The sequence below is a fragment of the Altererythrobacter sp. Root672 genome (genome assembly GCF_001427865.1).
Lineage (GTDB): Bacteria > Pseudomonadota > Alphaproteobacteria > Sphingomonadales > Sphingomonadaceae > Croceibacterium_A.
The window spans coordinates 760,040-786,715 of sequence record NZ_LMHH01000001.1; the positions used below are offsets into that span (position 1 = coordinate 760,040).

Below are 26,676 nucleotides of genomic sequence, written 5' to 3' on the forward strand. Positions count from 1 at the left end.
CAATAACCTTGCCAATATAACATCGACTATTCGCCAGCCCAGTTAAGCGATAGCACCGTCAGGCCTGGGGAGGCATAGACGAGATTGATGGAGTGCAAGTCACTCGGGCGTTCTTCGAATAGAGTATCGAATTGACTGCGATCAAGAACTACGGTGTTTATTCGGTAGTCTATCGCTATTTTCTCGACGGCCTTCTTGGTGAGGTGCGGAAATCGACTGAATGCTTCCGATATTGCCATACCGCAATAATCTTCACCAACTGCTATACAGTAAGAAAATTGCCATTCGTTTTTGAGAAATAACTTAGTTAGATGTTCGTTGTTGGAGCAGATGCGTACCTTCTTGTGCCCCTTTAGTTGGATTGCGTCCTCCGCTGCATCGATGTTGATCGGGCTGGATGCTGTGTGGCGCTGGAGCATGGATGAGATGCAAAGTTGGCAAATGTTCAATGCTGCGAATACGCAGATCAAAATCCAAAATGTGCTCAAACCGAATGTTAGGGCCGCGTAGAGGCCTCCCGCGATCACGCACCACGGTGTTACTGCCTCGACGTATCTCTCTGGCTCGCCCAAAAATCGAGTCAAACGCAGTGACGTGAGCAACATCGCCAGCACCCCAGCGATTGCTAGATCGCATGCGATGTCGACTGCGTGCCAGCGACCATAGTACTCGCTAAACCGAAAGGCCGCGGAAGCGACGGACAAGGGATTGAGTAAGATGGAGATGAGCACCGAATTTTCGTAGGCGTAGCGAAAGCCATTCTCGGGCGAGCGAACAAGGCGCACCCAAATATCCCATACCAGATCCCGCCAGATGCTCGCGCGGCGGCCCAGAATGTAGATCGGAGCGAGTTCGTGAGCGTAAGCGCGGATGAAACGGAGCGTGTGACCGAGATATGCGAGCGAATAGCGGGGATGAATGGCCACGAAGACCACAAGTCCACTGGCAATACCTCCCCAATGGGCAAAGCGGATTGAAACGAGCGAGAGTATTGCCGAGAGGATGAAAAGCGCCTGCATCGCAAAGGTGTTGAATGCAAAAATTAGATAAGCGCTCAAAATCATGGCGACCCACCCCAGCCATGACGGGCCCATCGAGGCTGCAACCCAGACAAAGCCCGCATAGAAAGCCGTTAGCAGCATCAAGCCGATCCCGCGCGAACTGAGACCAAAGTTCCGTGCGCTGAGGGCGTGGAAGAACTGGGGAGTGAGGGCATAAATCGCCGCCATCGGGAATGCCAATTGGCCCTCGAACCCTGCAGACTTCAATATTAACATCGCGATTGCTGCGACGAGCAGTACGTGGATCAAGTTTATGAGTGGGTTAAGCCAAGCCTCGACTAGCGGGACGAAGCGTGCGGGAAGTTTCGAAAACAACCAATGGAGATAGAGAGGAAGTGCGCCGCACCCCGGATTATTCAACAAAGACGGGATACGAGTAAATAGTCGCCCATTGTTGTTCCGAATTTGACGAATGAGAAAGTCATGGACGGCCCGATCCGTCCCAACTCTCAGCCCCATGCGCACTTGCACGAGTGAAAGTCCGAACGCGATTGCGACGCCTAAAAGGGAAAAGGCCTGTAGTTCCACGGTCAATATGCCATTGAAGTTGGGCATTGAGCGCCTTCATTGGCGCGGTTTTGTCGAATGGTCCGTCCAGAAATGTTCGCGACAAATACCGAAATGCCGACATCACGCCAGTTAACAGGCATGCGATTGGGGCATTTCCCAGGCCTTTTCTTTTCGGAGTAGGTTTGGGCGGAGGCGCCTCTGTGCGAAGTGATTAGGGCGGCGCAGTATTTGGTTGCAGCGCATTCGATGCTGGACGGATTCATATTTGCTCGTCTCTCGACCTCACCAGGTTGAAGGCCTGTTCCAAGGTGGATTGCTCGGGGAAGTTGACCAACACGCCGAAGCCTTTCTTTTGAAACACGACCATGGCGCCAACCGCGACTGACGAGGCACCACCCTCGCGAACGGCTTCCACTAGGTCCGGTACGCCGCCTGCTCCGCCCTGTGCAATCACAGGAATATCGACATTCGCCGACACCCGCTTGGTCAGATCGAGATCGAAGCCCTGCCATGTCCCTTCTCTGTCGACGGAGGTGAGCAGGATCTCCCCCGCACCGCGGCGCTCCATCTCCATGGCCCAAGACTCCGGGTTCGGCGCTTGTACTCTCCGCCCGCCATGGGACACGACGCGCTCGCGGCCCAATAGATTGCGTTTCACATCGATCGAGACCACGACGGCTTGAGTGCCGTACACTCGGGCGATTTCTGAGATGAATTCGGGCCTTTCGTAGGCGTAACTGTTGATGACGACCTTCTCGAAGCCGATATCGAACACCCGCTTCACATCATCCAGGCGGCACAAGCCTCCACCGTATGATAGAGGCATGAAACACTCCGAGGCGATTTCAGCCAGAAGCTCGAAATTTGGGCCGCGCCTCGCGCGGGTGGCCGTTATGTCGAGAAACGCGAGTTCATCGACCTCGAGCTCGTTGAAGATTCTCACGGTGTTCGCAGGATCGCCAATGTAACGGAAGCGCCGAAAGCGTTCGGTTTTTACCAAACTTTGTTCATGCAGCAGCAGGGCCGGAATGATGCGGGTCCTCAGCATGGCATCTGCGCGAATGATCTGAGCAAGGCCATGCCATACTTGTGGCTCTTCTCCGGATGGAATTGCGCGCCGAAGACGTTTTCCTTCTGAATAGCGGCATCGAAGCGCACGCCGTACTCAGCAGTCAGAATGCTGTGGCGCGGATCATTCACCTGCACATGATAGCTGTGTACGAAATAGAAACGGCTCCCAGGGTCTAGCTGGGCGGTCAGTTCGCTTGGAGTGGACTTCTGGACCACGTTCCAACCCATGTGTGGCACTTTCAACCCTGCGATACGGGGAAACCTGTGGGCGCGAGCTGGGATAATGCCGAGCCCTGGCAAGTTTCCTTCCTCACTGCCGTCGGTAAGAAGCTGCATGCCCAGGCATATTCCCAGAATGGGGACGCCGGCATCGGCCCGTCCGCGGATCGCATCTGCCAAATCAAGGTTGTTGATGCATTCCATAGCCGCGTCGAACGCGCCGACGCCTGGCAGGAGCAGCTTACCCGCTCGCTCGATGGAGCCCGCGTCGGCGGCGACGGAAATGTCCGCACCGACGCGGCGGAACATGTTCCGCAAGGAGCCTATGTTCCCCATTCCGTAGTCTATGATGACGATGGGTTTCATGCGTCGACCGTCTTCGAGGGGAAACAGTATTTTAGATAGAACGATCGGGTCACGAGATTCGCGTCTGCCAGCAATCGAAACAGCGGGCGGAAACGCTCGAAACGCTTCTTGTACGTCGGGAATTCCCACCAGGATCGAGGTGGAGCTTCCATGATGGCCTGATATTCGTTCTCGGAAAGGTCGAGGCGCTTCTGGAAATAGCTGACAAGCTCATCTTCGACATGCGGTGGCTCGTTGTAGCGGCGCCAGGCCTCATCTCGCGACAGCTCACCTTGGCGAACCAGGGCAGAAAGCGTGTTGTTGCGGAAGTCGCTGTCGAATTTCTTCGGTGCGTACACGCTGTGGAAGAAGGCAGTCATCCGGTTCTCGAGATGATGGCCCCCATAATACTCCCACCCATACTCGCGCTCGAGCAGCTCTCTGGCTGCTTCTTTCGAATAGGCCATGTACCAGAACGGTCGGATCTTCCGAATCCGGGCAGCCACGCTCCAGAACAGCATCCGCTCGAAGGTCATCAGCGGATATGACGACATCTTGCGCTGGCCGTAGCGCCGATGGATCGACCGGATGTACTGCCCGTCGAAGTAGTTTCTCCCGACCGGGGTGATCCCCTCGGTCACGAAGCTGTGACCCTCGATCACGTAGCGCACACCATGTTTGAATGCGGCGCGGTTCATCACTTCGGCGAGTGCAAGATCGGTTGCTGCTTCTATTTCCGCCACGCCCGCGCGGAAGAAGGCGAGGAAGATATCGTCGATCTCCGTGTTATCGACGACGTGGGTGTAGAGGTCCACGTTGAGCGCAGTGAGGACGCGTCGAATGTTCTGCGTCGCGACGGCGGTATTCCAGGTATTGTCGTAGTGAACGGCAAGCGGCCGAAGGCCCCACTCCTTCACGGCGAGGTGGACAAGATAGCTGCTGTCCGTCCCCCCGCTCACGCCGATGACGCAATCGTATTTCTTGCCCTTGCCGGCGGCTTTGATCTGTTCGATCAGCCTGGCGAGCTCAACTTCGCCGGCTGGCGATCCGGTGCCGTACTGTTCGACCAGCGAGTCAACCTGCCGACAGTAATTGCAGACCCCCTGCTCGTCGAACGTGATACTCGCCACGCGCTCATCGTAGATGCAGCGCGAACAGACTTTCAAAGCCGTATCGGACAGAAGGGAAGGGGAGCCTTGCACTGGAATTCGCTTACCGCTGGTGCAGGAAGCGACCGGAATGCGCCGCTTCCTCCGAGTGGAAATGCACCACCATCATGCGGTTTGCACTGACGATATCGTGCACTTCGTCGCTGCTGAACCGGCGGGCGTTGCTCGGGCTATACCAATCAAAGTTGGTCACCACCGATGTGTCGTGCCCGAGGCTTTCGTTCCAGAAACACTTCAGGAAATTCCAGTAGATGAACCGCTGAATGTCCATCTGGCCGCCCTTGATGCCCAATAGCGGAATCTCGGGCACGTCGATGCTAACCTGTAACTCACTCAGGCGTTTGCCCAGGTCGGTCAGCTGTTCCGACATTTCCCACAGCTGCTCGGTTGTCACCTCCTTGCAGTGAATGCGGAAATAGTCGTCGAGCAGCTCGCGGGGCAGGGCCTTCTTCGCGTAGAAGTAGCAGGCAAACTGGCCATTCGCGGGCTCGGTAATTCTCGCGAGCTCTGCAAACGTCGCCAACGGGTCTTCGGTATGCATGATGACCTGATCGCAGCTGACATAGTCGACCGCACCGTCGCGAAACGGAGTCTTGGCTATGTCTCCTCGGATGAAGACCAGGTTTTCGATATTGGCAAAGAGCTCGGCGGCTTGCGCGGCGGCCGCGGAAAAATCCATTCCCACGACAAGCGCGTGCGGTGCCAGCTTGGCGAACCACGCCGCCTTGTAACCCAAGCCACAACCGGCATCGAGAATGACCCTGCAACTGGCCAAATGCTGGCGCAAGGCGTCTTCGTCCGCAAAGCCGTAGAGCTTGAGGTACCAATCCCTCTGGAACTGGTAGAACGTCTCAAGCTCGTCGGTAGAGGCGTATCTGTCCCACTTTTCCGAGAAAATCTCGTTCGTCTGCTGCTGGTTCTCAGCCTGCGACGTCTCATCGATCGCAGTGTATCCGTTTACGAAAGCAAGATCCTTGGTGAATACTTGGGCCACCAGTTCGGCTGAAGGTCGGGTCATTCGCGGTCGTGGTCCTTAGAGCTTGCGGGTCGGGCAGGGGACCCAAAAACGGTCACGCCTGAAGGAATGTCATTGAGAACAAGGCTATTTGCACCGACGATGGCGCCATCACCGATCGTCACTCCTTTGGCAATCACGGAGTTCGGTCCGATGTAGCAGTTATTCCCGATCGTGGTGGCCGCGTAGACGTATGACTCCTTGCCGCCCGAGGTCGCCCAGGCCACCGTGTCATGCGAGTAGATTTGCACCCCGGCGGAAATCGAGCAATGGTCACCTACGAGCAGCCCTCCCGTACCATCCAGTATGGTGAACGGGCCGATCCAGGTGTTGCTGCCCACCCGCACGTCGCCGAAGACGTGCGCGCTATCGTAGATTGACGTGCCTTCACCGAAGCCAAGGCTTTGCGCCTTTTCCCAGCGGTCGGAGACATAATCTCCAAAAGGAAGCGTGCGGTTGAAGCTCGCTGAGACCTCTTGCCTTCGTAAGCTGAGAAAGTCCCTCAAAGCTTCCAACAACGATGTCACAGCACCTGCTCCATCCATTCGTTGACGTTGAGCAGCGACCAAATCAGGAGCCGGCGATTTTCCTTGCCGTCGAGATGCTCTGAAATCAGCTCCTGCGTGGCCGACCTGTCCAGCACGTCGTAAATGCGGGCTCCGTTGCTGCAAAGCCGATTGCGCACGAAATCGATGCTCTCTCCCTTGAACCAGCTGGCGTCCGGCGACGAGAAGCCCTGTTTCTGCGCCTTGGTGATTTCCTCCGGGATGTAGTGCGCCATCATGTCGCGCAGTATCTGTTTGCCGTCGTTGGTCTTCTGGAAGTATGCACCCTGCTTGTCGCCCGGCTCATTCTCATTGATCCGGATTACATCCTGCAGGCGGTTAAGTTTGAGCGAAACCGGGCACTGCATGGCGAAGTCCACGAGATCGTTGTCCATGAACGGCACGCGCGTTTCCAGGCCGTGTGCCATGGACAGCTTATCTTCGACCACAAACAGTCCGTGCAAGAAGGTCTTTGCCTCCAGATACAGAGAGTGGTTGATGTAATCTTCCGGTCGTTCGAGCTGGTTGGCATGACTATCGAACACATCGCGGAAGATATCCCGGGTCCAGATTCCTTCCACCTTGTCCGCCACCGGCGCAAACATGCGCTTCAGCCAGCTGTTGTCTACCAAGCGCTGCCAATAGCCGTAGTATTGGTCGATATAGTGCTCAAAATCGTCGCTCACGGCGGCACGATAATAGCGCCAAGGGTATCCGCCAAACAGCTCGTCGCCTCCGGCGCCTGACAGGACGACCTTGACGAAGCGGCTGGCCAACTGCGCCGCGTAGTAGTTGGGGTAGCTCTGCCCAACGCGCGGTTCTTCCAGGTGGAATGCGAGTTGGGGCAGGCAGCGTTCCATGTCGCCCGCCTTAAGCACCATCTCATAGTGCTCAGTCTTGAAACGCGCCGACATCGCTTCTGCCTTCACGCGTTCGTCGAATGAGAGCTCGATGCCGGAAGCTGAGCTTAGATCGAATCCACAGGTAAAGGTCTTCAGGTTTGGAAAGTGGGTGGCAGCAATCGCCGTGATGGATCCAGAATCCATCCCGCCCGAAAGATAGCTACCGAGCTCGACGTCGCTGACAAGCTGGCGCTTCACGGCCTGGCTGAAAAGGCGATCCAACTCCTCCCGATACTCCGCGTCGGTGGCACGCGTGTCAGGTTCGCGGAACCGGTAATCCCAGTATTGCGTCTTCTTTAGGTCAAAGCCGTCTTGGCGAAGGTCCAGCGTTGCGAAATGGCCCGCCGGAAAAAGCTCCATGTCCTTTAGAAGGGTCTTGGACGTAAACAGGTTCTGGAATGTGAAGTATTCCAGCAGCGCGCCTTCGTCGAGATGACGGCGAAAGTCGGGATTTGCGAGAATGCCCTTTTGTTCTGAGCTGAAGTAGAACCGTCCGCCTTGGTGCGCGACATAGAGCGGCTTGATCCCATAGCGATCGCGCGCCAGGAGCAGCGTCTTCTCCTTGCGATCCCAAAGGGCGAATGCGAACATTCCATTCAGGCGCTGGAGGGCTTCGGTGCCCCAATGCGCGAGCGCGACCAACAACACTTCAGTGTCGCTATCCGAGCGGAACCAGTACCCCGCCTGTTCCAGTTCGCGGCGGAGTTCACGGAAGTTATAGATCTCGCCATTGTAAACGAGCACGTACCGGTGCTCGAGACTGACCATCGGCTGGGCGGCCTGTGGGCTAAGATCGATGATCGCTAACCGGCGGTGTCCCAGCCCCACCGGGCCCTCGGTCCAGTAGCCTTCTCCGTCCGGACCCCGATGGGCGATGGCGTCAGCCATTCGAGTGACTTCGTGTGAAGTCGCCGCGGCGCCATCAAGATTTATGTAACCAACAATTCCGCACATGGCATTACTCGCACTCTGGGGGCCTCACGCCGGCGGTTGCCGGACGAGAGCTATCACGTGCTCTTGTTCGGCTTCGGTCATGCCGTGGAACAAGGGAAGCGAAACTGAACAGTCGTTTGCCGCCCTTGCGCGCGGAAATGCATCCTTCGCCAAAGCGTACTTCTCGGCGTAGAAACTGAGCATATGCACGGCATGGGTGGCCGGCCGGGTCGAGACACCGTTCTGCTGCAGGAAATCCATCCAATTGTTGCGTCGCTCGTTCACGAAGGCGATTTCACCCTTGGCAACCTGTTCGGGCATGAACAGGCACGCATAGCTCTGATAGCCATGTTCGAAGCCATCTGGCGAGGCCGGCGGGCGGAGCCACTCGATGTCGGAAAGGGCCTGATCGTAACGCGCTGCCAAGCGGCGGCGCTCTTGGATTATGGCGTCCGCGCGATCCATCTGCGCCGAACCTAAGGCGGCTTGGATATCGGTCATGCGCTGATTGAAGCCCGCGAGGGTGTGGTCGGCCAGCAGATAGGGGCGGGGGCCGTGGTGCCGCTGAAGGTCGGAAATCACCGCGCCGTGATCACGTAGACGTCGAACCGTTTCCGCCAAGTCTGCGTCATTCGTGGTGACCATGCCGCCCTCGCCGGTGGTAATCGCTTTACGAGGGTGAAAGCTGAACACGCCGGCATCTCCCAAGGTCCCCACATGGGAGCCCTTGTACTTCGCGCCAAAGCCGCATGCCGCATCTTCGATAACCCATAGGCCATGACTGCGCGCAATCGCGCTAATTTCGTCCATGTTCGCCGCCAGGCCGAAAAGATGCACCGGGACCACGCCGCGGGTCCGCTCGGTGATCGCAGCTTCGAAGGCGACCGGATCGATATTGAAGGTCTCTAGATCAATGTCGCAGAACACGACTTTGGCCTGCTGGTGCTCGACGATGTTTGCCGTGGCGATCCAGGTGAAAGCCGGAACAATGACCTCGTCTCCAGGCTTCAGGCCCAACGCGACTGCAGCAAGGTGCAGCCCCGTGGTGCAGGAAGTGACGGCGAGCGAATGGTCTGCGCCGGTGAAACGAGACCACTTTTCCTCGAACTCACGGACCTTCGGACCCTGCACGAGCCAGCCGCTTTCAAGCGGGCCGAGGACGCTGTTGATCTCAGCCTCGGTCAGTGAAGTTCGAGCAATGGGCACATTCATGATGGGATCGGTCATTCTTCCAGCTCTTGTTACTTGGTCAGACCCACCGCGAGGCGGCGCGCGTCGACTTCGGCTTTGTGCTGCGCACGCCACTCGATCAGCCTTCGTAGACCTTCGTCTAGGTCGAGAGTGGCGGCATATTGGATATCATTCTTCGCTTTTTCCGGGCTGCCGATCCGATTCCGGACAAGCGTGGCCTGGCTCCGCGGCGCGTACTGGATTTCCTTGTTGCAGCCCGTCAAATTGAGCAGGCGCTCCGCCAGCTCCTTGAGGCTCGTCCGAATGCCGGTTCCGACATTGTAGAAATCATCGGTTGCGCTGGCCTGCATCGCGCAAACGTTGGCTCGTGCGCAATCCTCCACGGCAACGAAATCGAAGGCCTCGGAGCCATCGCCCAGGATCGTTGGAGCCTCGCCGCGATCAATGGCATCGAGCATCTTCATGATCACCGCGATGTAGGCGCCATGATAGTCCTGCCGCGGGCCGTAGACGTTCATGTAGCGCAGACCGACATAGTCCAGACCGTAGCGATGGTGATAAGCGCGCAGCATCGCCTCTCCGCAGATCTTCGTCGCGCCGTAGAAGTTCTGGTTGTTGAAGGGGTGATCCTCTTCCATGGGCTCCGTCACGGCATCTCCGTAGACCGAAGCGGAGGAGGAATAGACCAAGCGGCTCACGCCATTGCGAACACAGGCGTCCATCACGTTGAAGGTGCCCCCAACGTTCACGTTAAATGCGGTCCGGGGATATTCGTGGCATTGTAGTAGCCACAGAGCAGCAAAGTGGAAGACGCCGTCCATTCCCTTCATCGCATCGTCAAGGACGTCAGCCTGAAGAATGTCACCGCCGGCTTCGAAGATCTTCGCCCGCGGATCGCTCAGCGCGTTGTCGAGGTTCTCACGACGACCCCGGGCGAAATTGTCGTAGATCACTACTTGCGCGACATCATGCCCCAAGAGGTTGTCGACGGTGTGTGAGCCGATCAGTCCGGCGCCGCCGATCACGAGCAATTTCTTGCCTTGCAAATCCATCTAAAAAGTCTCCGATTTGGCCAGATGAGCCAGGACGTAATTCAAACAGCCGGTTCGACCGCGGCTATAGCGGCCGCAACGCTCGAGGCTACTCGCTCTACGTCGGGCTTAGTCATGTAAGGATGCATGGGAAGGCTGAGCACTTCCCTGGCGGCGCTCGAGCTGTGCGGCAATGCTGCACTATCGGGATCCGCAACCGCGGGTTGTTGAGCGAGCGGCAAGGGGTAGTGGACAGCCGTTGGAATGCCTGCTGCTGTTAGTGCTGCCTGCACCGCCTCGCGCTGCGGAACGCGGATCGTGTATTGCGCCCACGCGCTGGAATTGCCTTCAATGACGTGCGGCAGCGCCAACACGCCGGCGCCGGCAAGGGCCCTCGCGTAAAGCCCTGCAACCTCCTCGCGGCGTTCGATTTCGTCGTTCAAGATTTCGAGCTTTGGGAGGAGAATGGCCGCCTGGAGCGTGTCCAATCGGCTGTTCACGCCAATTCGAATGTGATGATATCGACGATCCTGCCCGTGGCGCGCAATCTGCCGCATGCGGGTTGCGAGTTCGGGATCCGAGCAAAAGATCGCGCCGCCGTCTCCGTAACAGCCGAGGGGCTTGGACGGAAAGAAGCTGGTGCAACCCACTGTAGTGAGGGAACCTGAGCGTCGACCGCGATAATGAGCGCCAAAACTCTGCGCCCCGTCCTCGATTACAGGTATCCCGTGCCTTTTGGCGATCGCATTGATCGGATCGAAATCCGCGCACTGGCCGTAGAGCGATACCGGAATGATGGCTTTCGTACGGTCCGTGATGACTGCTTCGAGCTTCGCCGGATCAAGGTTGTACGTCAGCGGATCGATGTCGACATAAACAGGGCGCGCGCCAAGCAGGGCTGCAGCTTCGGCCGTAGCGATATAGCTGAAGCTAGGCATGACGACTTCATCGCCTGCGCCGACCTCAAGAGCCATAAGCGCGATCTGCAGCGCATCGGTGCCGTTGGCGCAGGAGATGCAGAACGGCACGCCGGAGAATTCTGCCAGCCTCTCTTCGAGCTCGCCGACCTCTGGGCCGAGGATGTACTTGCCGTGGGCAAGAACCCGGTTGATGGCTCCCTCGATCTCGGTGCGTATCCGGTCCTGCTGGGCCGCAAGGTCAACGAACGGCATCATCGTTCGAGCACCATCCTTACTTCGTCATTTTCGAGCACGTATTCTTCGCCGGAAGCGGGGCAAATCGCGGATCCAGAGCCCGACATTGGGAGGTCGAGCCGCGTCCCATGCGCGCTCATCCATCCGATCGGCCGCGCCGGCACTCCCGCAACCAGGCAGTAATCGGGAACGTCTCGCGTCACCACGGCACCGGCCGCGACGAACGCGTAACGACCAATCGTGACGCCGCAGACGATGGTGCAGTTGGCGCCAAGGCTGGCCCCCTCGCGCACCAGGGTATCCCGGTACTCGTTCTTTCGTTCGACACGGGCGCGTGGGTTATGCACGTTGGTGAAGACAGCGCTCGGCCCACAGAAGACCCCGTCTTCGAGTGTCACGTTATCGTAGACCGAGACGTTGTTCTGAACCTTGCAGCCGTCGCCGATGCTCACCCGGTTCCCCACATAGACGCCTTGGCCCAGTGAAACGTCGCGTCCGATCTTGGCGCCTGCGCATACATGGACAAAATGCCATATCCGTGACCCGGAGCCAATCTGGGCCCCTTCATCGACTATCGCGCTTGGGTGTATGGTTAGGTCGTTCATCTAAGGGCTATCGCCGGATGCCGCTCGCCATTTCCTGGCTGTGGCGTCGCGTTTCGGATGCCTGAAACGATTTCTATAGCGCACCGATTGTCTTCCAGACCGAAACCGCGCCCCGCCAGGATTTCCTCGTAACTGCGCGTATGCAGATCCGTGAACCCGCCTGAAAACTCGATTTCCTTCCCGTCACATGTGATCGAGCGATAGGTTCGGGCTCCCTTGGTTCGCTCGGCAACGGGTACGTCCTCGACGTCAAGTGAGAGAAACCAGCGGACACGCGCGTGCTCAAATTCCAGATAGCCGGCGGCCTTGTCTGGTTCTGAAACGTGCACGATGTTCTGTTGCACTGCTCCAAACAGGTGATGGAGCATGTCGAAGAAATGCACCCCGATGTTCGTGGCAATTCCTCCAGACTTGCGTTCGTCCCCCTTCCAGCTCTGCTGATACCAACGGCCTCGTGATGTGACATATGTCAGGTCGATTTCATGCTTCGTGGCACTCGGCTGAGAGGTGACGTTTTCCCGCAACGCAACGATCGCAGGATGCAATCGAAGTTGCAGGATCGTGTGGGTCTTGCGGCCGCAATCACGCTCTACTTCTGAGAGGGCGTCGATGTTCCAGGGGTTGAGAACGAGAGGCTTTTCGCAGATCGCATCTGCCCCGGAACGCAAGGCGAACCTTATGTGGGAGTCGTGAAGATAGTTCGGAGAACATATCGAGACAAACTCGATCTGCTCCCGAGCCGCCGAGCGTCGGAGTTTATCGACGTATCTGTCGAAGCGCTCAAACTCGGTGAAAAAGTGAGCGTTCGGGAAATAGCTGTCGATGATCCCAACCGAATCGTTGGGGTCGAGCGCGGCGTCCAGGCGGTTTCCCGTGTCCCGGATGGCGGCCATGTGCCTGGGGGCGATGTAGCCGGCAGCGCCGATCAGTGCGAAGTTAGTCATGCTGGGTGGGTCAATGTCTATGATTTGTCGAGCGAAGCATGGCAGCGTGGAGCACATACAGGCGAAGAATGGGAGTGAAAAGTCTCACTAGGCCTGGCCTTCGTGGCCAGAAATCGGAAGTGCCACGGTCACGACTTGCATGCCAGCGGTTGCGACAGCTTCTCGACCGCCAACTCCGCCAGCGAGAGTGATGCCGTGAGCCCTGGGCTTTCGATACCGTAGAAATTGACCAGGTCGGGAACTCCATGATCGGCGGGGCCTTCCACCACGAAATCAGCAGCCGTTCCGCCAGGCGGCGACAGTTTCGGGCGGATTCCGGCGTATCCTGGCTCCAATCGATCAGGGTCTACGCCTGGCCAGAATTGGGCCACGCGCTCGGCGAACTGCGTCTTAGCTTCAGGGGCCACGTCGTAGTTGAGTTCTTCGATCCATTCGACGTCCGGCCCGAAGCGGGCCGAATTTGCGAGATCGAGGGTAAGATGGGTCCCAAGACCGCCGGGTTCGGGAATTGGGTAGATTAGGCGCCGGAACGACGTCGCTCCTGAATAGCTGAAATAGCTTCCTTTCGCATAATGCACCTGCAGTACACGCTCCGTTGGATAGCCTTCGATTTGTTGGGAGACGTGGCCGGCCCAAAGGCCTGCAGCATTCACAATGGCTCTGGCGTTCAGGACCGGCTCGCGATCTCCCCTGATGCAAACGCTCCATCCGTTGTGTCCCGGAAAGATCGAGCCCACTTCCGTTCGCGCTACGAACTGGGTCCCTTGCGTCTCGGCCGCACCCAACAACGCCAGCATGTATTCGTGGGAATCGATAATGCCTGTCGAAGGGGAAAGCAGACCGCCGGCTGCACGGATGTCTGGCTCCAAATTGGCGATCTCCGCGGATGACAAGCGAACCAAGTCATCCACTCCAGACATGCGAGCATTCTGTTGAATCTTATCGAGTTCGTGCAACTGGTCATGTCCAGTTGCGACGATGAGTTTTCCGCATTTGCGGAACGGAACCTCGTTTTCCAGGCAGAAGGCGTAGAGCTTTTCCCGGCCATCGACGCAAGTGACAGCCTTCAGCGAGCCTGGGGGATAGTAGATCCCCGCGTGGATGACCTCGCTGTTTCGGGAGCTGGTTTCACTACCGAACTTGTCGTTGCGCTCGGCGAGCAGGACCTTCATTCCGGCTTGAGAAGCTTTGTAAGCAACGGCAAGCCCAACTACGCCAGCGCCAATTACCAATAGGTCGAAATCGGGCGAGTCTGACAAGCGCAGAGAGCCGATTAGTTTGCGCGGGTTAGGGCAAACTGATCGATCACAATCTCGAAGCCTCGCGTGGAATCGCCGCCATAGACTTGCAGTTCCAGCACTTGCGCCTTGCAGTCGGCAGGGATCAGGGGGCCAGGGGCGGAGCGAACCGTGTACGCGAGTTGCTTGGGGCCAGACCAGATCAAGCGACGGCCGTTCTTGTCATCCGGGCAATAGAGATTCCATTGGGCGGATGCGCGGTCGGCCGCGATTGCCAATTGCCGGGTTTCATTCAGGGTGTACCGGCCAGGCTTCAAAAATAGCGTCCGGTGCAAGGCGACGCCTCGTTCACTTTGACCGGCGTAGACCGTGGCCGTCATCCGCCCGTTCTCGCCAACGTCGAGATCGGCGCCAAGCGAAGCGTTTGTCGAGGGCGTCCAGCCGAGCCATCCTAGATCTTTGTTGGCAGTCGCTGCATCGAACGTGGCCAGTTGGGACAAGTCCTTGCCCGTACCCCGAGTGCGATCGTAAGTACGGCGAAGCAGGTCATACTCACCGTATGTAGCCAGCATTCCCAGCAGGTCGCCGCCAATCTTCTTTTGAATATCGGCGGTATTCTTCGGATCTGCGCGAAGCACGAGCTGAGCTGCTGCTCGGGGTCCCTCAGCTCCATCGCTAACCAAATGCCCGAGGAACCCAGGCATCCACAGGACATCGTCACGCACGTAGGGTTGCAACATGTCGAGAAATATCTGCTGCCGTGTCATTTGGCTCATCGCGGCAAAGATCTGCTGCCGCCCGGAGGCTGTCGTTGAAAGCGCCGTGTTCAAATGCTCCATTGTGCGATCGGCGTCGCCCGCCTGGGCCGCCGCGCCTGCAAGCAGTAGCTGAATGGGGCGGTCACGCCGGGTCGCCTCTCCGCCGAGCTGGGCAAATTGCACCGCCTTCTTGGGATTCTTGAGGGCGTCGTAGTGGAGTGCCAACGCTCTAAGGGCCACCGCGTCGAGGGGATTCCTTCGAAGTGCCTTGCGGGCATCGTTGACGATCTCAGTGTCCCTGAGCTCCTTGGGGTCGGACAGACCCAGCTGAACTTGAAGCTTCAGCTTTGTGGTCTCGTCGCCCATCCGGATGGCGATGGGAGGATTGCTGTCCCGCGCGACGAACAACAGCGCTTGCACTGCTGCCTGCCACGCAATGACAACGCCAATCAAGATGATCAGCGCGGCGACCCACCAAGGCCGCCCGCCAAATAGACGGCCCCAGTTTGCGCGGCCCTTTTGCGCCCGCTTAGGCTTCGGTTTGATTGCCGTAGCCATAGCCATATCCGTATCCGTATCCGTATCCCGCGCTCTTGTGATCCAGCTTCGTCACGATCGCTCCGTAGATGCGTGCATTTGCCTGCCGCAGGCGATTTACAGCCGAACGTAGCCCGCGCACTGCGACGCCTTCGGCTTCGATGACAAATGCGCACCCTTCGACGGCGCGGGAAATGAGCGGCGCGTCGGCGAGCCCGAGGATCGGGGGGCTATCAACCACCACATGATCGAATTCAGTCAACGCCTTCTGCACCAAGTCTTTCAGGCGATCGCCAGTGTAGAGTTCAGCTGCGCTCGGCGGCGTCGGACCTGCCGTCATGAGGCTGAGGCCTCGCAGATCGGTCGGTAGGACTAGGGCCGACCAATCTTCAGATCCGGTCAGGAAGTTGCTGAGGCCGGCGTCGTTCGGGAGTTCGAAGTACTGATGGCACGATGGGGACCGCATGTCCGCATCGATGAGCAGAACGCGCTTGCCGGTCCGGCCGATTGCCGCAGCCAGGGCGACGCTCGAGGTGGTCTTGCCCTCGGCCGGACGGGAACTCGTCAACATGAGCGACCTCGGGAATCCGTGATCGGTGGCGAACGACAAGTTCGATTGCACGCTGAAGTACGCTTCCGAAAGCTCCGACTTGACGTCCTTCAAAGCCTCTTCCGCTTCGACATCGTCCATCCTTGGCACGCTGCCGAGAAGGGCGACGTCGAGCTCGCGGCCAATTTGCGAAGGATCGCGCACGCCTTCGTCGATCTGCTCGAGGCCGAGCACGACAAGGAAGGCAAGGCCAAGTCCGGCTATCGATGCGAGGGCAAGGTTGAGCAGCAGGTCCGGCGAGGTCGGGGAATCTGGAACTTGAGCCCCATCCACGATCGCAATGTTGCTGATGGACACGCCTGCGACGCCGATTTCCTTGTAGCGCTGGAGGAGGCTGTCGTAGAGTTGGCGGTTGGTATCCGCTTCGCGCTGATAGATGTTGTACTGGATCGAAGCTCTTTGCTGCGTGTTCAGCTGAGCTTTCAGGTCAGCCACGCGCCGGCGAAGATCGCTCTCGCGAGTGGCGACATTGCGGAACTCGGCGGTACGGCTGTTGACGATCCGGGCGTCTTCGCGAGCGATGGCGCTATCCAAAGATGCAATCTGCTCCTGCAGAGCCTGTGCCGCGGGATAGCCAGGTTCGAACTGCACCATCAGCTTGGCGTAATCGGCAGCAGCCTGCGCGCGCCTGTCGCGCAAGGCCACGATCGTCGGATTGGTAATGCTCAGTTCCGACGGTCCCGCGGTGCGGGCACGGCTTTCGGCGGCAACTCGTTCGGCAGTCGCTTGGGCGAGGGCCGTGTTCAGCGCTTCCAGGTCCGACGAGGTCAGCGTCCGATCCACGAGAGTGCGGCCGTCGGGCGTGATCGTACGGCCAAGGAGAACGATGTCGTTGCGGGCAGCATAGTTGACGGCAAGCCGCTCCGATTCCTCGAGCCGCTGTGCGAGCTCGGCGAGCCTTCCTTCGAGGAACTTTCGGGCGTCTGCGGTGGAGGAGAAGCGACGATCAAGGCTGGAAGCAACGAATTGCTGGGCCCACGTATTGGCAATGGTCGCCGAGAGATCGGCAGATCCGCTGGTGTAGCCGATGTCGACAAGCCGAGAGCGCGTAATCGGGGAGATCGTGACGTGCGAAAGGAGCAAGTCGACAGCCAGCTTTTCTCGTCCGGCGCGGTCTTCCGAAGATGAAGCGGCCGAGCTGTCGTCCAATTCTTCGAAATCGAAGCCATGAGCTGCGAAAAACGTGGGGCTGCTCGCAAGGCGAAGCTCTCGGGCGACGCGCTCGGCTAGCGAGCGTGCTTCGAGGTTGGAATATTGGGTTTGATAGAACTCGTCGTCCTGGCTGGCCTGCGGAGACTCGATGCCCTGGACGTTGGCGATGTTCTGCTGTTCGCGGCTAATTTCGATCCGCGCGGTGGCCGTGTATTGTGGGGTCGTGAGAAGGGTGACGACTAAGCCAACCGCGATTGCCGCCACGATTACCGACGCGATGACCCACTTCCAGCGCAGCAGCGTGGTCCAGTACTGCAACAGAATTGGCGGCTCGGCGGCTCGAACGCCTTCATGGCCCTGTACAGGGCCAAGGTCCGACGCCTGGTTGGTAAGGCCGATAACTTGCTGATTCATAATAATTCCAAGTGTCGCGCTACGCCTAGCGTCAAATAATGGTAACGAGGAGCGGCGCAAGAATCGCCGGCGCCGCGCCGATCAGGTCGCGCATAAGGCGCCGTTGAGGTGAATCGCCCACCACTACAATGTCGTTCGCGTAGATCTCAGGATCGTCATAGTTGCCGCGCTCAATGCCGCGAAGGTCGTAAATGGCGGCCATCTTTTGACCGCCTACATCGCGGAACACAATCACCTCGGTGACCTTCGCAAAATCATCCATACCTCGCGCGGTGGCGACGGCCTGCTGCAAAGTCATTTTGCCTACAACTGGATAGAGACCCGGTTGGACTACCTGACCGGAAACAGTGACCACCTGGCTGACCGTTTCCGCCAGGTTGACCGTGACCTGCGGGTCCCGAATGAAGCGTCCACGCAGGCGATTGGCAATTTCCTGCTCGAGCTCTGCGGGGGTTAACCCGGCGGCTTCAACTGTGCCGGCAAGTGGGAACGAGACCCGGCCGCTCGCGTCGGCCCGGTATTCCCTGCGCTGGAGGTCTTCAACGCCAAAGACGCTTATTTCCAGGCGATCGAAAGGCCCAATCCGGTAGGGACGATAGCCCCTAAACAGATCAACTTCCGTAGGTGGTGGAAGTTGGGTTCCGTAGACAAGTTGTACGTTTGAAGTCGGCCCGGAAGTGGTTTGGAGGGGGCCATACGGACCAGTTGAGCCGCATCCCGCCAGGATGGAGCAGCCAGCCAACAGAATCAAAACGTTACGCATGAAGTTCATTTCCTTGCCGATGTGATGCACCGGCCAATGGTCAGCGGCTAACGGAAAGCTTGGGGAACTTCCAGCCTATTTGAAACCTCTGCCTCGCTTTGTCGAATCCCGCTTTTTAGCCACACTGCGGCGAGAATAAGCAGACAAGCCAGGGAAGGCGTGCGGACGGGGTAATCGACGGTGCTTGCGAGAAGAAACTGACCGATGATTACAAAGCCCATGCGAGCGATCCTCGTGTCATCGGAACCGGTCTTGAATGGGCGCCAAACGCGCAGCCCGGCAATCAGCCAAGCTGCGATCGCAACTGCCAGCAGGAGTAGTGCCAGCACTCCACCCGTAAGTGCGATCTCCATGAAGTCATTGTGCGCGTGATTGAAGTATTCCGGCTTCAGAAGTGAAGCAGGCTCATCGCGTTGATAAGCTTCGACGAAACTGCCCAGTCCCGATCCGAACGGAAAGTAGCGCCAGGCCATATCCAACATCGGCATGAACGCCTGGAAGCGTAGATCTTCCGCCTGTTCCGAACCAGTGATCCGCGTCAGGGCTTCGGCGCGCGAAAAAAGTAGAGCCAGGAGCGCCACGAGAGTCACGCCTGCGATCCCAAGGACAACGGGAACGATGGGAAAAGCGGCAGCCTTGCGACGCTGGGGGTCGTCAGTTGCAGGGCGACGAAACAGAAACGGAACTGAGGCGAGGCCGATCAGCCCCAGAACCAGCCCCGCGCGAGAGCCCGTTACCAGCAACAACGGCACAAGCACGGCACCTGCAGCGGCGCAGACCATCGCGCGCAGCCTGAACCGCTGTGTCGTCCGGACCTGTAGCGAGGCATAGACCGCCAGCATCGGGAAGAGCGAAGCAAGGAGCATCGCCTGATGATTTCGGTTGGAAAATAGGCCCACAGCAGCACGGTCGTTGTGAATGGAATAGAAGTAGAGCGGGCTACCTTCGCCACCCGTGATCTGCAGAAGGCCAACGAATCCGGACAGCAATCCGATGCAGATCACGGGCAAAAGCAAAGCCCGCAACTGGCCTCGATCGAAGCGCGCCAGCAGGAGGAACACGGAAAGGGGCACGAACAGGGAAAACAACGCATTCCACGTCCGTTGCGGGGCGATCGTAAGGGGGCGCCAGACATCGGCCAGGCCAGTGGCGCCATCTATTTCGACGATCAGGTCGCGATGTGGCAGCATCTGCCAAACCGCCGGAGGAAGTGGGAGAAGGTGAGCCAGAATCAGCAGGAACGTCGCCGCGATCAGAGCAGCAATCGTACGATATCTAACCAGGTCTTCCGCACGCAAATGCAGGATCGCGAGCGCGCATACCACAACTGATATCGGACGCAGGATGACGAGGGACTGAATGTCGTCTCTCGAACCTCCCCCGGTCAAGAATATGAAGCCAATGTAGGCCACGACGAGCCACCAACCGGCCGTGACGTGCGCCGAGGTACGATGCGCTGTCGTCAACTAACTTTCCCCTCGATGACCCGTTGTCTCTGGTCTTTTCCAAAACGATCCGGACCGGTCGCCTCCTAGCAAAATGCGATTGGTGTTCAAGTGGCTATGCGGCGGCTTGGAAGTGGGCTGCCGCAAACCGAACTACCCGATCTGCCAGTTGATCGGCGCAGAGAGCATTATATAGAGGCCCGCTCGCTCTGCGATCCACTCCAGCAACCTTGCACAAGGTCTTCCACAATCGTGACTAAATCACTTCCGCAAGTAACCGTGATCGGCCTGGGCTATGTGGGACTGCCGCTCGCGGTCGCGCTCGCTGGAAAGTTTCCCACAACTGGCTTCGACATCGACGTGAAGCGAATTTCGGAATTGCAGAACGGAACCGATCGTACCGGCGAAGTGGAATACGAAAGGCTGCGGAGCAGCAGTCTCCTTACCACGAGCAGTGCGGAAGATTGCCCGGCCTCGGACTTCTACATCGTGACCGTTCCGACACCGATCGACGAGCGGAATAAACCGGACCTTTCGATCGTGGAGGCCGCGTCGCGCACCGTTGCACGGATGTTGAAGTCGGCTCTGAAGGAAGGACGTCGGCCCATCGTCATCTACGAAAGCACGGTCTATCCGGGCGTGACGGAAGAGATTTGCGGGCCGATCCTGGAGGACGGATCCAATGCCGTATGTGGAAAGGACTTCTTCCTCGCGTACAGTCCTGAACGGATCAATCCCGGCGACCGAGAGCATACGATCGACAAGATCACGAAAGTCGTTTCCGGGCAGACTCTTGAGGTACTGGATAAGGTTTCGGCCCTGTACGAGGCGGTGACCACTGGCGGAGTCTACCGTGCCGCGTCGATTAGGACTGCAGAGGCGGCCAAGGTCATCGAAAACGCCCAACGCGACATCAATATCGCTTTCATGAATGAGATCGCGCAGATCTTTCGAAAGATGGACATTTCCATTTGGGACGTCCTGGCCGCGGCCGGCACCAAGTGGAACTTTCTCCCTTTTGCGCCGGGTCTTGTGGGTGGTCACTGCATTGGGGTGGACCCGTACTATTTGTCGCATCGCGCGGAGCAGCTCGGACACGACCCGCGGGTGATCCTGGCGGGACGCGGCGTGAACGATGGGATGGCGCCCTGGCTCGCTGAGGAACTGCACAAGGTACTGGACGGACCCGGCAAGCGGGTTCTCGTTCTCGGCCTCACGTTCAAGGAAAACGTGCCCGACTTGCGCAATAGCAAGGTGGCCGACCTTGTTTCCGCATTGAGCGGCCTCGGACACGATGTCGTAGTCCACGACCCACTAGCCGACGCGGAAGAAGCGTTGCATGAGTACGGGGTCGTATTGGATGCAGACGCGCTCGACAGGCGCTATGACTTGGTCGTGCTGGCAGTGCCTCACAGGGCCTATTTGGAAAAAGGACGTGAGGAGTTGCGCGCTATGATCGCGGAAGGTGGAATTCTCGCTGACCTGAAGGGCGCGCTCGGTTCGGCCGCGGATTGGACGCTCTGAGATGGCGCGCGTTTTGATTACCGGCGCCGCCGGATTTATCGGATCCACGTTGGCTCATCGCCTCATTCAAAGGGGCGACAGCGTTGTCGGCGTCGATAATCTGAACGATTACTATCCTGTCTCGCTGAAGGAGGATCGGATAGCGCGCTTGAACCAGTACGGGAGTGAACGCTTCCATCTGGTCCGGCAGGATTTCTCCGACACGGCGGCACTCGAAACTGCGCTCGTAAAGGACGATTTCGACAGTATCGTTCATCTCGGGGCCCAGGCGGGAGTTCGCTACTCGATCGAGAATCCGCACGCGTACGTTCAGGCTAATCTCGTCGGTCATTTGAACATGTTGGAGATCGCCCGGCACCGTGGCGTGCAGCACATGGTCTACGCCAGCTCGAGTTCGGTTTATGGCGGCAATACCAAGCTGCCCTTCGCCGTCGAAGATCGAGTGGACCATCCACTATCTTTGTACGCAGCGACGAAAAAGGCCGATGAATTGATGAGCGAGACGTATGCTCATCTCTATCGTTTACCGCTAACGGGACTCCGCTTTTTCACGGTCTATGGGCCTTGGGGGCGCCCGGACATGATGATGTGGATCTTCACGAAGAAGATCCTCGCCGGTGAAGCGATACCGGTTTTCAATCATGGGGAAATGTGGCGAGATTTTACCTATGTCGACGACATAGTTTCTGGCGTCGTCGCTTGTCTTGATCGAGCGCCCAAGGACGATGCTGCCGAAAAGTCGGGCGGAAGCCATGCCCCGCACGCGTTGTACAACATCGGCAACCACCGCTCAGAGCATCTGATGAAAGTCATCGGGATTCTCGAACAGGAATGTGGACGCGAGGCAAAGATCGAAATGCTGCCAATGCAGGATGGGGATGTGCCGCGGACTTATGCCGATATCGCGGCCCTTCAGCGGGATGTCGGCTATCAGCCGAGCACTCCGGTTGAGATTGGGATTCCGCAGTTCGTCCGTTGGTACCGCGAATACCACGGCCTCTAATTTCAGGGGGAAATTCGTTCCCGGTGCGAAGTCAGGAAATCCGCGGTAAGCAGTTCCCGGATGCGCTCACCCACTACTTCAGGCGCCTTCACAGTCTGCGGATCTTCGCCCGGATAGGCTCTGGCGCGCATCTGGGTTCGCGAGGCGCCAGGGTCCAGGATGGCGACGCGGGTCTCGGAGATCCGCTCCACTTCCTGAGCGTAGCAGGATAGCAGCGTGTCGAACGCCGCCTTCGTCGCGCCATAGGCACCCCAGTAGGCGCGCGGCTCGGCGCCGACACTGCTGGTGAGGCCAATTACTCGTCCCCTGCCGCTACGCTTCAGCAGGGGGTCGAAGGATGCAAGCAGGACTTGCGTCGCGAGAACGTTCAGAGTGAGCGCCTGATTGAACGCCTTCTGTTCGATTTGCGTCACTGGCGAGAGCTGCGGCAGGATCGCCGCATTTATCACCAAGATATCTAGCTTGTCCCACCTTTCGGTCACGGCCGTGGCGAGACGAGCGATGGAATCGCTTTCAGTCAGGTCCATCGGCGCGATCGTGGCTGCGCCACCGGCTTGGTGGATGGCTTCTTCGACGTCCTCCAGATCGCGTGCTTTGCGAGCTGTTATGACAACGTGCGCGCCGGCTGCGGCGAGGGCCTTGGCGGTTGCGGCGCCGATACCGCGGCTCGCGCCAGTGACGAGCGCGACGCGCCCGGCGAGCGGCTTTTCTGCGGACATCAGGCTACCTTGTCGACTTGCAGCGGGAGCTGGGTGTCGTCGTGATGACGTTCGGCGAGGTCGGTCAGCCGCGTGGGGTAGTCCCCGGTGAAGCAGGCATCGCAATACTGCGGTCTGTTGGCATTCCGGGCTTCGTGTCCGACCGCGCGATAGAGGCCATTGATCGACACGAACGCCAGGCTGTCGGCCTGAATGAAGTCGCACATCGCGGCGACATCCATCCGCCCGGCAAGCAGCTTCGAGCGCTCCGGAGTGTCCACGCCGTAATAACAGCCATGCCCGGTCGGCGGGCTGGCGACGCGGAAGTGAACTTCCTTGGCGCCGGCATCGCGCATGATCTGCACGATCTTGAGCGACGTCGTGCCGCGCACGATCGAATCGTCGATCAGGACGATGCGCTTGCCTTCGACGAGCTTGCGGTTGGCGTTGTGCTTGCGCTTGACGCTCGCATGGCGCGCGCCGTCCGAGGGTTGGATGAAGGTCCGCCCGACGTAGTGCGAACGAATGATGCCGAGCTCGAACGGGATGCCCGATTGCTGCGAATAGCCGATCGCCGCCGGCACGCCGCTGTCCGGCACCGGAACTACCAAGTCGGCCTCTACGGGCGCTTCCTTGGCCAGCTCGACGCCGATTTGCTTGCGGGATTCATAGACCGAGCGGTCATTGAACACCGAATCCGGCCGGCTGAAATAGACGTGTTCAAAAATGCAGGGGCGGGCCTGGACGTCGCCGAATGGCTTGTGACTGCGGATCGTCCCATCGAAATCCACTTCGACGAACTCGCCGGGCTCGACCTGGCGGACGAACTCCGCGCCCACGACATCGAGTGCCACTGTCTCACTGGCGAAGACCACAGCGTCACCGAGCTTGCCCATAACGAGCGGACGAATGCCGAGCGGATCGCGGCAAGCCGCCATGCCGCGCGGAGTCATCACGATCAGCGAGTAGGCCCCTTCCACCAGGCGAAGCGCATCGACCAGCTTGTCGAGCATCGACTTGAAGCGGCTCGTCGCGACGAGGTGGATGATGACCTCGGTGTCGGATGTCGACTGGAAGATCGCACCGCGCTGCACGAGATCGCGCTTGAGGTGTCCCGCGTTCGAGATGTTGCCGTTGTGCGCCACGGCAAAGCCGCCACTCGCCAGATCGGCATAGAGCGGCTGGACGTTGCGCAAGCCGGCGCCCCCGGTCGTCGAATAGCGCACGTGCCCGCCGGCCATCATGCCGGGGAGCTCGGCAATCGATTCGCCGCTCGAGAAGTTGTCCGCCACGTGGCCGAGCCCGCGTCGAGTGAAGAACTCGGCGCCGTCAAAGCTGGTGATGCCAACGGCCTCTTGGCCGCGATGCTGCAGAGCGTGAAGGCCAAGTGCGCAAACGGCCGCCGCGTCGGTTGCACCGATCACGCCAAAGATGCCGCATTCTTCGCGCAGCTTGTCGCCGTGCTCGTCAAGGTATGGATGGGTAAGGTTCATGTATCCCACAAAGGGTCGTCAACCGCGGGGTTCCCAATGGCGACGTCGCGGCTCGATTACAAGTCGTTTGGCCACTTTGCTCCCCTAATATGAAGCGTCGGCGGGAAACCGACGGGATCTTCCCGGCGAAGTTGGTCGACGCGCGCCTTGATGGACCCCTGCAGGAGCAACGCCACCTTCCCAACTCCCAGGCGCGGCTGATCGATTCGCTCGCTCATCGAGCCCTTCGGAGCGGGACGTATGACGGGTGCCGGTACCTGGTCGTGACCTCGTCACAGCACCTGAAGGGCGTCCCAGCTTCATGGCCCGCCAGCGCTAGGCACCGATTTGACTCCCCCAGGCCCGTCGTCAATCGGGTCAAATCAGAATCAGACGGAGGGTTTAATGAGGAATATCAGGGTCGCAGCTGTGTTCTTGCTTGCTGGATCGGGGCCGCTCGCGGCCGAAACCACCACCGCGCCTGTCGAAGAGCTCGTTATCGGCAACACCGATACACAGGGTATCGCTACCAACCTTGACGGGTCGCCGGTTCCGGCCGACATCGGACAAATCTACATCGGCAACACGACACAGAGCGCCGACGCCATCACCATCGATAGCGGGGCGAACTTTCCGCCAGGAGTCGCCTTCCGCAGATATCTGGGCGATTCGACCGCTCCGACAGTTGTGATGCCCGGCACTCAGCTCGGGTATCTTGATTTCCGGGGATATTCTGGAAACCAGTTCTGGAATGCCGCCTCGCTCGACGTTGTCGTTGATGGCGCAATCCCCTTCAGCGACGGATCACTGCCCCCGACAAAAATGCGCTTCGCGGTTTCTGACGGTAGCCGAGTGTATAGCGCGATGGAACTCACAGCCGATGGCCGGCTTGAGATCGGGGCCAACAACGGCTCGACGTACACCGGACCCGGTCTGCTCGGCAGCCCAAACCTTTACGTCAACGCCGACGACAACAAGTGGGGCGCGATCTTCTCGGCGAGTTCCACGTCGGGCGCGAGCTACGCGATGCGGGTCCACACTGGTGGCGAAACGGTCGACGACTACCTGATCGGTGCCTCATCGGGCGTGGGCACCGGCTCGTTCAAGTTCTCCGTCCGGGGGAACGGCGACACTTACGTCGGCGGCAAACTTTACGTCGGCACGACTGACATTGGCGCGAAGATCATCAGCATGGATGCCGATATCGCGACGATTTATTCGATGCTCGGCACCTCGGCCGGATCTGGCGCCATTGCATTTGGCGTAGGCTCGCAAGCGACCAGCCCCAATTCAACCGTCATAGGAAACAACGCAACGTCCACTGGGGCTAACGCCATTGCGATCGGCAGCGGAGCGCGCGGCAACGGTGTCTCAGCGATCTCGGTCGGGGACGCGACGGTGGCGTCGGGGGCGGGCGCCATTGCGGTCGGGTCCAGTAGCGTCGCGACGACGCAGTCCGCAGTCGCGGTGGGCTTCAAGGCCAACGCCCTTCGGACAAACAGCCTGGCGTTAGGCTCAGGCGCGTTGGCCGAGGGCGAGTCCGCTACGGTCATTGGCTATAATGCCGTCGCGACAGCCGCGAACGCGACGGCGATCGGCACGAACTCCCGAGCCTTGCATGCGGGTTCGACGGCAGTGGGCGCCGGTGCAGTGACGACTGCAGCGAACCAGGTAGCTCTTGGCGGTGCAGGCACAGCCGTGAAGGTTGGGGATATTGCAGCTTCTACCGCGGCCCAGGTAGGGCCGGTCGATGTTGTCACGGTCGACAAGAACGGCACGCTCGGCCGCCAGCAAGTGGTGACCACCGCGCAACTTGAGATGGCCACCGCGACCATGATGCAGGCCGTAAGCTCGGGCCATATCGGCGCTGTCGCTGTGTCCGACGTCCAGTTCAGCGAGTTGCAGGGCCGGGTCGAAGGGATCGAGGGGCAGGTTAGCAAGCTCTTCGATCTTGCTGCGTTGCAGTCGAAAGAAACAAAGCGCGGCATCGCGGCGGTCACTGCGCTCGCGCAGCCGCATTTCCCGAGCGAAGCGGGTAAGACCAGCTATGCGTCGAATATCGGCTACTACCGCGGCGAGGTGGGTGTTTCCGCCGGCGCCATGCATCGGTTCGAGGGCGACTTCGGCGTGCTGGCCGGGATCTCGTATTCTGGCGGCAAGAACACCGCGGCCCGAGTTGGCGTGGCGGGCGAGTTCTGATTTGAGCGATCGGCGTGCGGGCAATCAGCTCGCGCGCCGGGAGCAACTAGGCGGCGTGCTGGCGCCCAGCCTACCGGAAAAGCTCGACGCCCCGCCTCGACGCCCCATGTAGGTAGTTCCTGAGGTGGGGCGCGAAATCCCCTTTGGCTTTTGGGCCTCGACGAGCCA

Annotated in this window: 22 protein-coding genes; 3 read left to right on the plus strand and 19 right to left on the minus strand. The window is 59.2% G+C overall.

Translation table 11 applies throughout. The features are described 5' to 3' along the window. Positions 1–26 precede the first annotated feature (26 nt). The 17 genes from ASD76_RS03750 to ASD76_RS03830 form a co-directional block, all read right to left on the minus strand. Complete coding sequence (locus tag ASD76_RS03750) at positions 27–1,616, minus strand: hypothetical protein (protein ID WP_055918685.1); 1,590 nt, start codon at positions 1,614–1,616, stop codon at positions 27–29. Positions 1,617–1,830: 214 nt separating this feature from the next. Continuing rightward, positions 1,831–2,619 (minus strand): AglZ/HisF2 family acetamidino modification protein, encoded by a 789-nt coding sequence (locus ASD76_RS03755; RefSeq protein WP_055918688.1) that lies wholly within the window; start codon positions 2,617–2,619, stop codon positions 1,831–1,833. Then, positions 2,613–3,227, minus strand: coding sequence for an imidazole glycerol phosphate synthase subunit HisH (gene hisH, locus ASD76_RS03760; RefSeq protein WP_055918692.1), 615 nt, complete (start codon positions 3,225–3,227; stop codon positions 2,613–2,615). Before hisH ends, ASD76_RS03755 begins: the two co-directional genes overlap by 7 nt. Next, the gene (locus ASD76_RS03765; protein ID WP_055918695.1) at positions 3,224–4,408 is read right to left on the minus strand and encodes an N-acetyl sugar amidotransferase; all 1,185 of its coding nucleotides are present in this window, start codon (positions 4,406–4,408) and stop codon (positions 3,224–3,226) included. The genes hisH and ASD76_RS03765 overlap by 4 nt, the downstream gene beginning before the upstream one ends. 10 nt (positions 4,409–4,418) lie before the next feature. Further along, positions 4,419–5,393 carry a class I SAM-dependent methyltransferase gene (locus ASD76_RS03770; RefSeq protein ID WP_055918698.1) on the minus strand — a complete coding sequence of 325 codons (975 nt, stop codon included), beginning with the start codon at positions 5,391–5,393 and terminating at the stop codon, positions 4,419–4,421. After that, a complete protein-coding gene (locus ASD76_RS03775) occupies positions 5,390–5,917 on the minus strand; it encodes an acyltransferase (protein ID WP_200943035.1) in 528 nt (175 codons plus the stop codon). Before ASD76_RS03775 ends, ASD76_RS03770 begins: the two co-directional genes overlap by 4 nt. Further along, entirely contained in the window at positions 5,914–7,791 is a 1,878-nt protein-coding gene (gene asnB / locus ASD76_RS03780; protein ID WP_055918704.1) for an asparagine synthase (glutamine-hydrolyzing), read from the minus strand. Before asnB ends, ASD76_RS03775 begins: the two co-directional genes overlap by 4 nt. 24 nt (positions 7,792–7,815) lie before the next feature. Continuing rightward, a complete protein-coding gene (locus tag ASD76_RS03785) occupies positions 7,816–8,997 on the minus strand; it encodes a DegT/DnrJ/EryC1/StrS family aminotransferase (protein ID WP_200943036.1) in 1,182 nt (393 codons plus the stop codon). A gap of 14 nt (positions 8,998–9,011) precedes the next feature. After that, positions 9,012–10,013 carry an NAD-dependent epimerase/dehydratase family protein gene (locus tag ASD76_RS03790; RefSeq protein WP_055918707.1) on the minus strand — a complete coding sequence of 334 codons (1,002 nt, stop codon included), beginning with the start codon at positions 10,011–10,013 and terminating at the stop codon, positions 9,012–9,014. A 41-nt stretch (positions 10,014–10,054) separates the two neighbouring features. Next, the gene (locus tag ASD76_RS03795) at positions 10,055–11,167 is read right to left on the minus strand and encodes a DegT/DnrJ/EryC1/StrS family aminotransferase (RefSeq protein WP_200943037.1); all 1,113 of its coding nucleotides are present in this window, start codon (positions 11,165–11,167) and stop codon (positions 10,055–10,057) included. Continuing rightward, entirely contained in the window at positions 11,164–11,751 is a 588-nt protein-coding gene (locus ASD76_RS03800; RefSeq protein WP_055918709.1) for an acyltransferase, read from the minus strand. Before ASD76_RS03800 ends, ASD76_RS03795 begins: the two co-directional genes overlap by 4 nt. Then, a complete protein-coding gene (locus ASD76_RS03805; RefSeq protein ID WP_055918711.1) occupies positions 11,748–12,695 on the minus strand; it encodes a Gfo/Idh/MocA family protein in 948 nt (315 codons plus the stop codon). Before ASD76_RS03805 ends, ASD76_RS03800 begins: the two co-directional genes overlap by 4 nt. A gap of 128 nt (positions 12,696–12,823) precedes the next feature. Next, a complete protein-coding gene (locus tag ASD76_RS03810; RefSeq protein WP_055918714.1) occupies positions 12,824–13,954 on the minus strand; it encodes an NAD(P)/FAD-dependent oxidoreductase in 1,131 nt (376 codons plus the stop codon). A 14-nt stretch (positions 13,955–13,968) separates the two neighbouring features. Further along, entirely contained in the window at positions 13,969–15,099 is a 1,131-nt protein-coding gene (locus ASD76_RS03815; protein WP_235506498.1) for a hypothetical protein, read from the minus strand. A gap of 121 nt (positions 15,100–15,220) precedes the next feature. Continuing rightward, positions 15,221–17,404, minus strand: a complete 2,184-nt coding sequence (locus tag ASD76_RS03820; protein WP_082553589.1) for a GumC family protein — start codon at positions 17,402–17,404, stop codon at positions 15,221–15,223. A 31-nt stretch (positions 17,405–17,435) separates the two neighbouring features. Further along, complete coding sequence (locus tag ASD76_RS03825; protein ID WP_235506499.1) at positions 17,436–18,197, minus strand: polysaccharide biosynthesis/export family protein; 762 nt, start codon at positions 18,195–18,197, stop codon at positions 17,436–17,438. Positions 18,198–18,214: 17 nt separating this feature from the next. Beyond that, entirely contained in the window at positions 18,215–19,633 is a 1,419-nt protein-coding gene (locus ASD76_RS03830) for an O-antigen ligase family protein (RefSeq protein WP_156457536.1), read from the minus strand. 258 nt (positions 19,634–19,891) lie between these two features. Here ASD76_RS03830 and ASD76_RS03835 point away from each other — a divergent pair, with 258 nt between their 5' ends. Together ASD76_RS03835 and ASD76_RS03840 are read left to right on the plus strand one after the other, a co-directional pair. After that, entirely contained in the window at positions 19,892–21,136 is a 1,245-nt protein-coding gene (locus tag ASD76_RS03835; RefSeq protein WP_235506500.1) for a nucleotide sugar dehydrogenase, read from the plus strand. 1 nt (position 21,137) lies between these two features. Beyond that, on the plus strand, positions 21,138–22,139 hold the full coding sequence (locus ASD76_RS03840; RefSeq protein ID WP_055918724.1) for an NAD-dependent epimerase/dehydratase family protein: 1,002 nt from the start codon (positions 21,138–21,140) through the stop codon (positions 22,137–22,139). A 2-nt stretch (positions 22,140–22,141) separates the two neighbouring features. Here the strand turns inward: ASD76_RS03840 and ASD76_RS03845 are convergent, their stop codons facing one another. Together ASD76_RS03845 and purF are read right to left on the minus strand one after the other, a co-directional pair. Beyond that, complete coding sequence (locus ASD76_RS03845) at positions 22,142–22,858, minus strand: SDR family NAD(P)-dependent oxidoreductase (RefSeq protein WP_055918726.1); 717 nt, start codon at positions 22,856–22,858, stop codon at positions 22,142–22,144. Next, positions 22,858–24,330 carry an amidophosphoribosyltransferase gene (gene purF, locus ASD76_RS03850; protein ID WP_055918728.1) on the minus strand — a complete coding sequence of 491 codons (1,473 nt, stop codon included), beginning with the start codon at positions 24,328–24,330 and terminating at the stop codon, positions 22,858–22,860. The genes ASD76_RS03845 and purF overlap by 1 nt, the downstream gene beginning before the upstream one ends. A 384-nt stretch (positions 24,331–24,714) precedes the next feature. Here purF and ASD76_RS03855 point away from each other — a divergent pair, with 384 nt between their 5' ends. Further along, positions 24,715–26,508, plus strand: a complete 1,794-nt coding sequence (locus ASD76_RS03855) for a YadA-like family protein (protein WP_082553591.1) — start codon at positions 24,715–24,717, stop codon at positions 26,506–26,508. The last annotated feature ends 168 nt before the right edge of the window (positions 26,509–26,676 follow it).

Excerpts from the sequence above, each read along its gene's own strand:
- ASD76_RS03750 (WP_055918685.1), bottom strand. The coding sequence starts at position 1,616 with ATGCCCAACTTCAATGGCATATTGACCGTGGAACTACAGGCCTTTTCC.
- ASD76_RS03755 (WP_055918688.1), bottom strand. The coding sequence starts at position 2,619 with ATGCTGAGGACCCGCATCATTCCGGCCCTGCTGCTGCATGAACAAAGT.
- hisH (WP_055918692.1), bottom strand. The coding sequence starts at position 3,227 with ATGAAACCCATCGTCATCATAGACTACGGAATGGGGAACATAGGCTCC.
- ASD76_RS03770 (WP_055918698.1), bottom strand. The coding sequence starts at position 5,393 with ATGACCCGACCTTCAGCCGAACTGGTGGCCCAAGTATTCACCAAGGAT.
- asnB (WP_055918704.1), bottom strand. The coding sequence starts at position 7,791 with ATGTGCGGAATTGTTGGTTACATAAATCTTGATGGCGCCGCGGCGACT.
- ASD76_RS03785 (WP_200943036.1), bottom strand. The coding sequence starts at position 8,997 with ATGACCGATCCCATCATGAATGTGCCCATTGCTCGAACTTCACTGACC.
- ASD76_RS03790 (WP_055918707.1), bottom strand. The coding sequence starts at position 10,013 with ATGGATTTGCAAGGCAAGAAATTGCTCGTGATCGGCGGCGCCGGACTG.
- ASD76_RS03795 (WP_200943037.1), bottom strand. The coding sequence starts at position 11,167 with ATGATGCCGTTCGTTGACCTTGCGGCCCAGCAGGACCGGATACGCACC.
- ASD76_RS03800 (WP_055918709.1), bottom strand. The coding sequence starts at position 11,751 with ATGAACGACCTAACCATACACCCAAGCGCGATAGTCGATGAAGGGGCC.
- ASD76_RS03805 (WP_055918711.1), bottom strand. The coding sequence starts at position 12,695 with ATGACTAACTTCGCACTGATCGGCGCTGCCGGCTACATCGCCCCCAGG.
- ASD76_RS03820 (WP_082553589.1), bottom strand. The coding sequence starts at position 17,404 with ATGAATCAGCAAGTTATCGGCCTTACCAACCAGGCGTCGGACCTTGGC.
- ASD76_RS03840 (WP_055918724.1), top strand. The coding sequence starts at position 21,138 with ATGGCGCGCGTTTTGATTACCGGCGCCGCCGGATTTATCGGATCCACG.
- ASD76_RS03845 (WP_055918726.1), bottom strand. The coding sequence starts at position 22,858 with ATGTCCGCAGAAAAGCCGCTCGCCGGGCGCGTCGCGCTCGTCACTGGC.
- purF (WP_055918728.1), bottom strand. The coding sequence starts at position 24,330 with ATGAACCTTACCCATCCATACCTTGACGAGCACGGCGACAAGCTGCGC.
- ASD76_RS03855 (WP_082553591.1), top strand. The coding sequence starts at position 24,715 with ATGAGGAATATCAGGGTCGCAGCTGTGTTCTTGCTTGCTGGATCGGGG.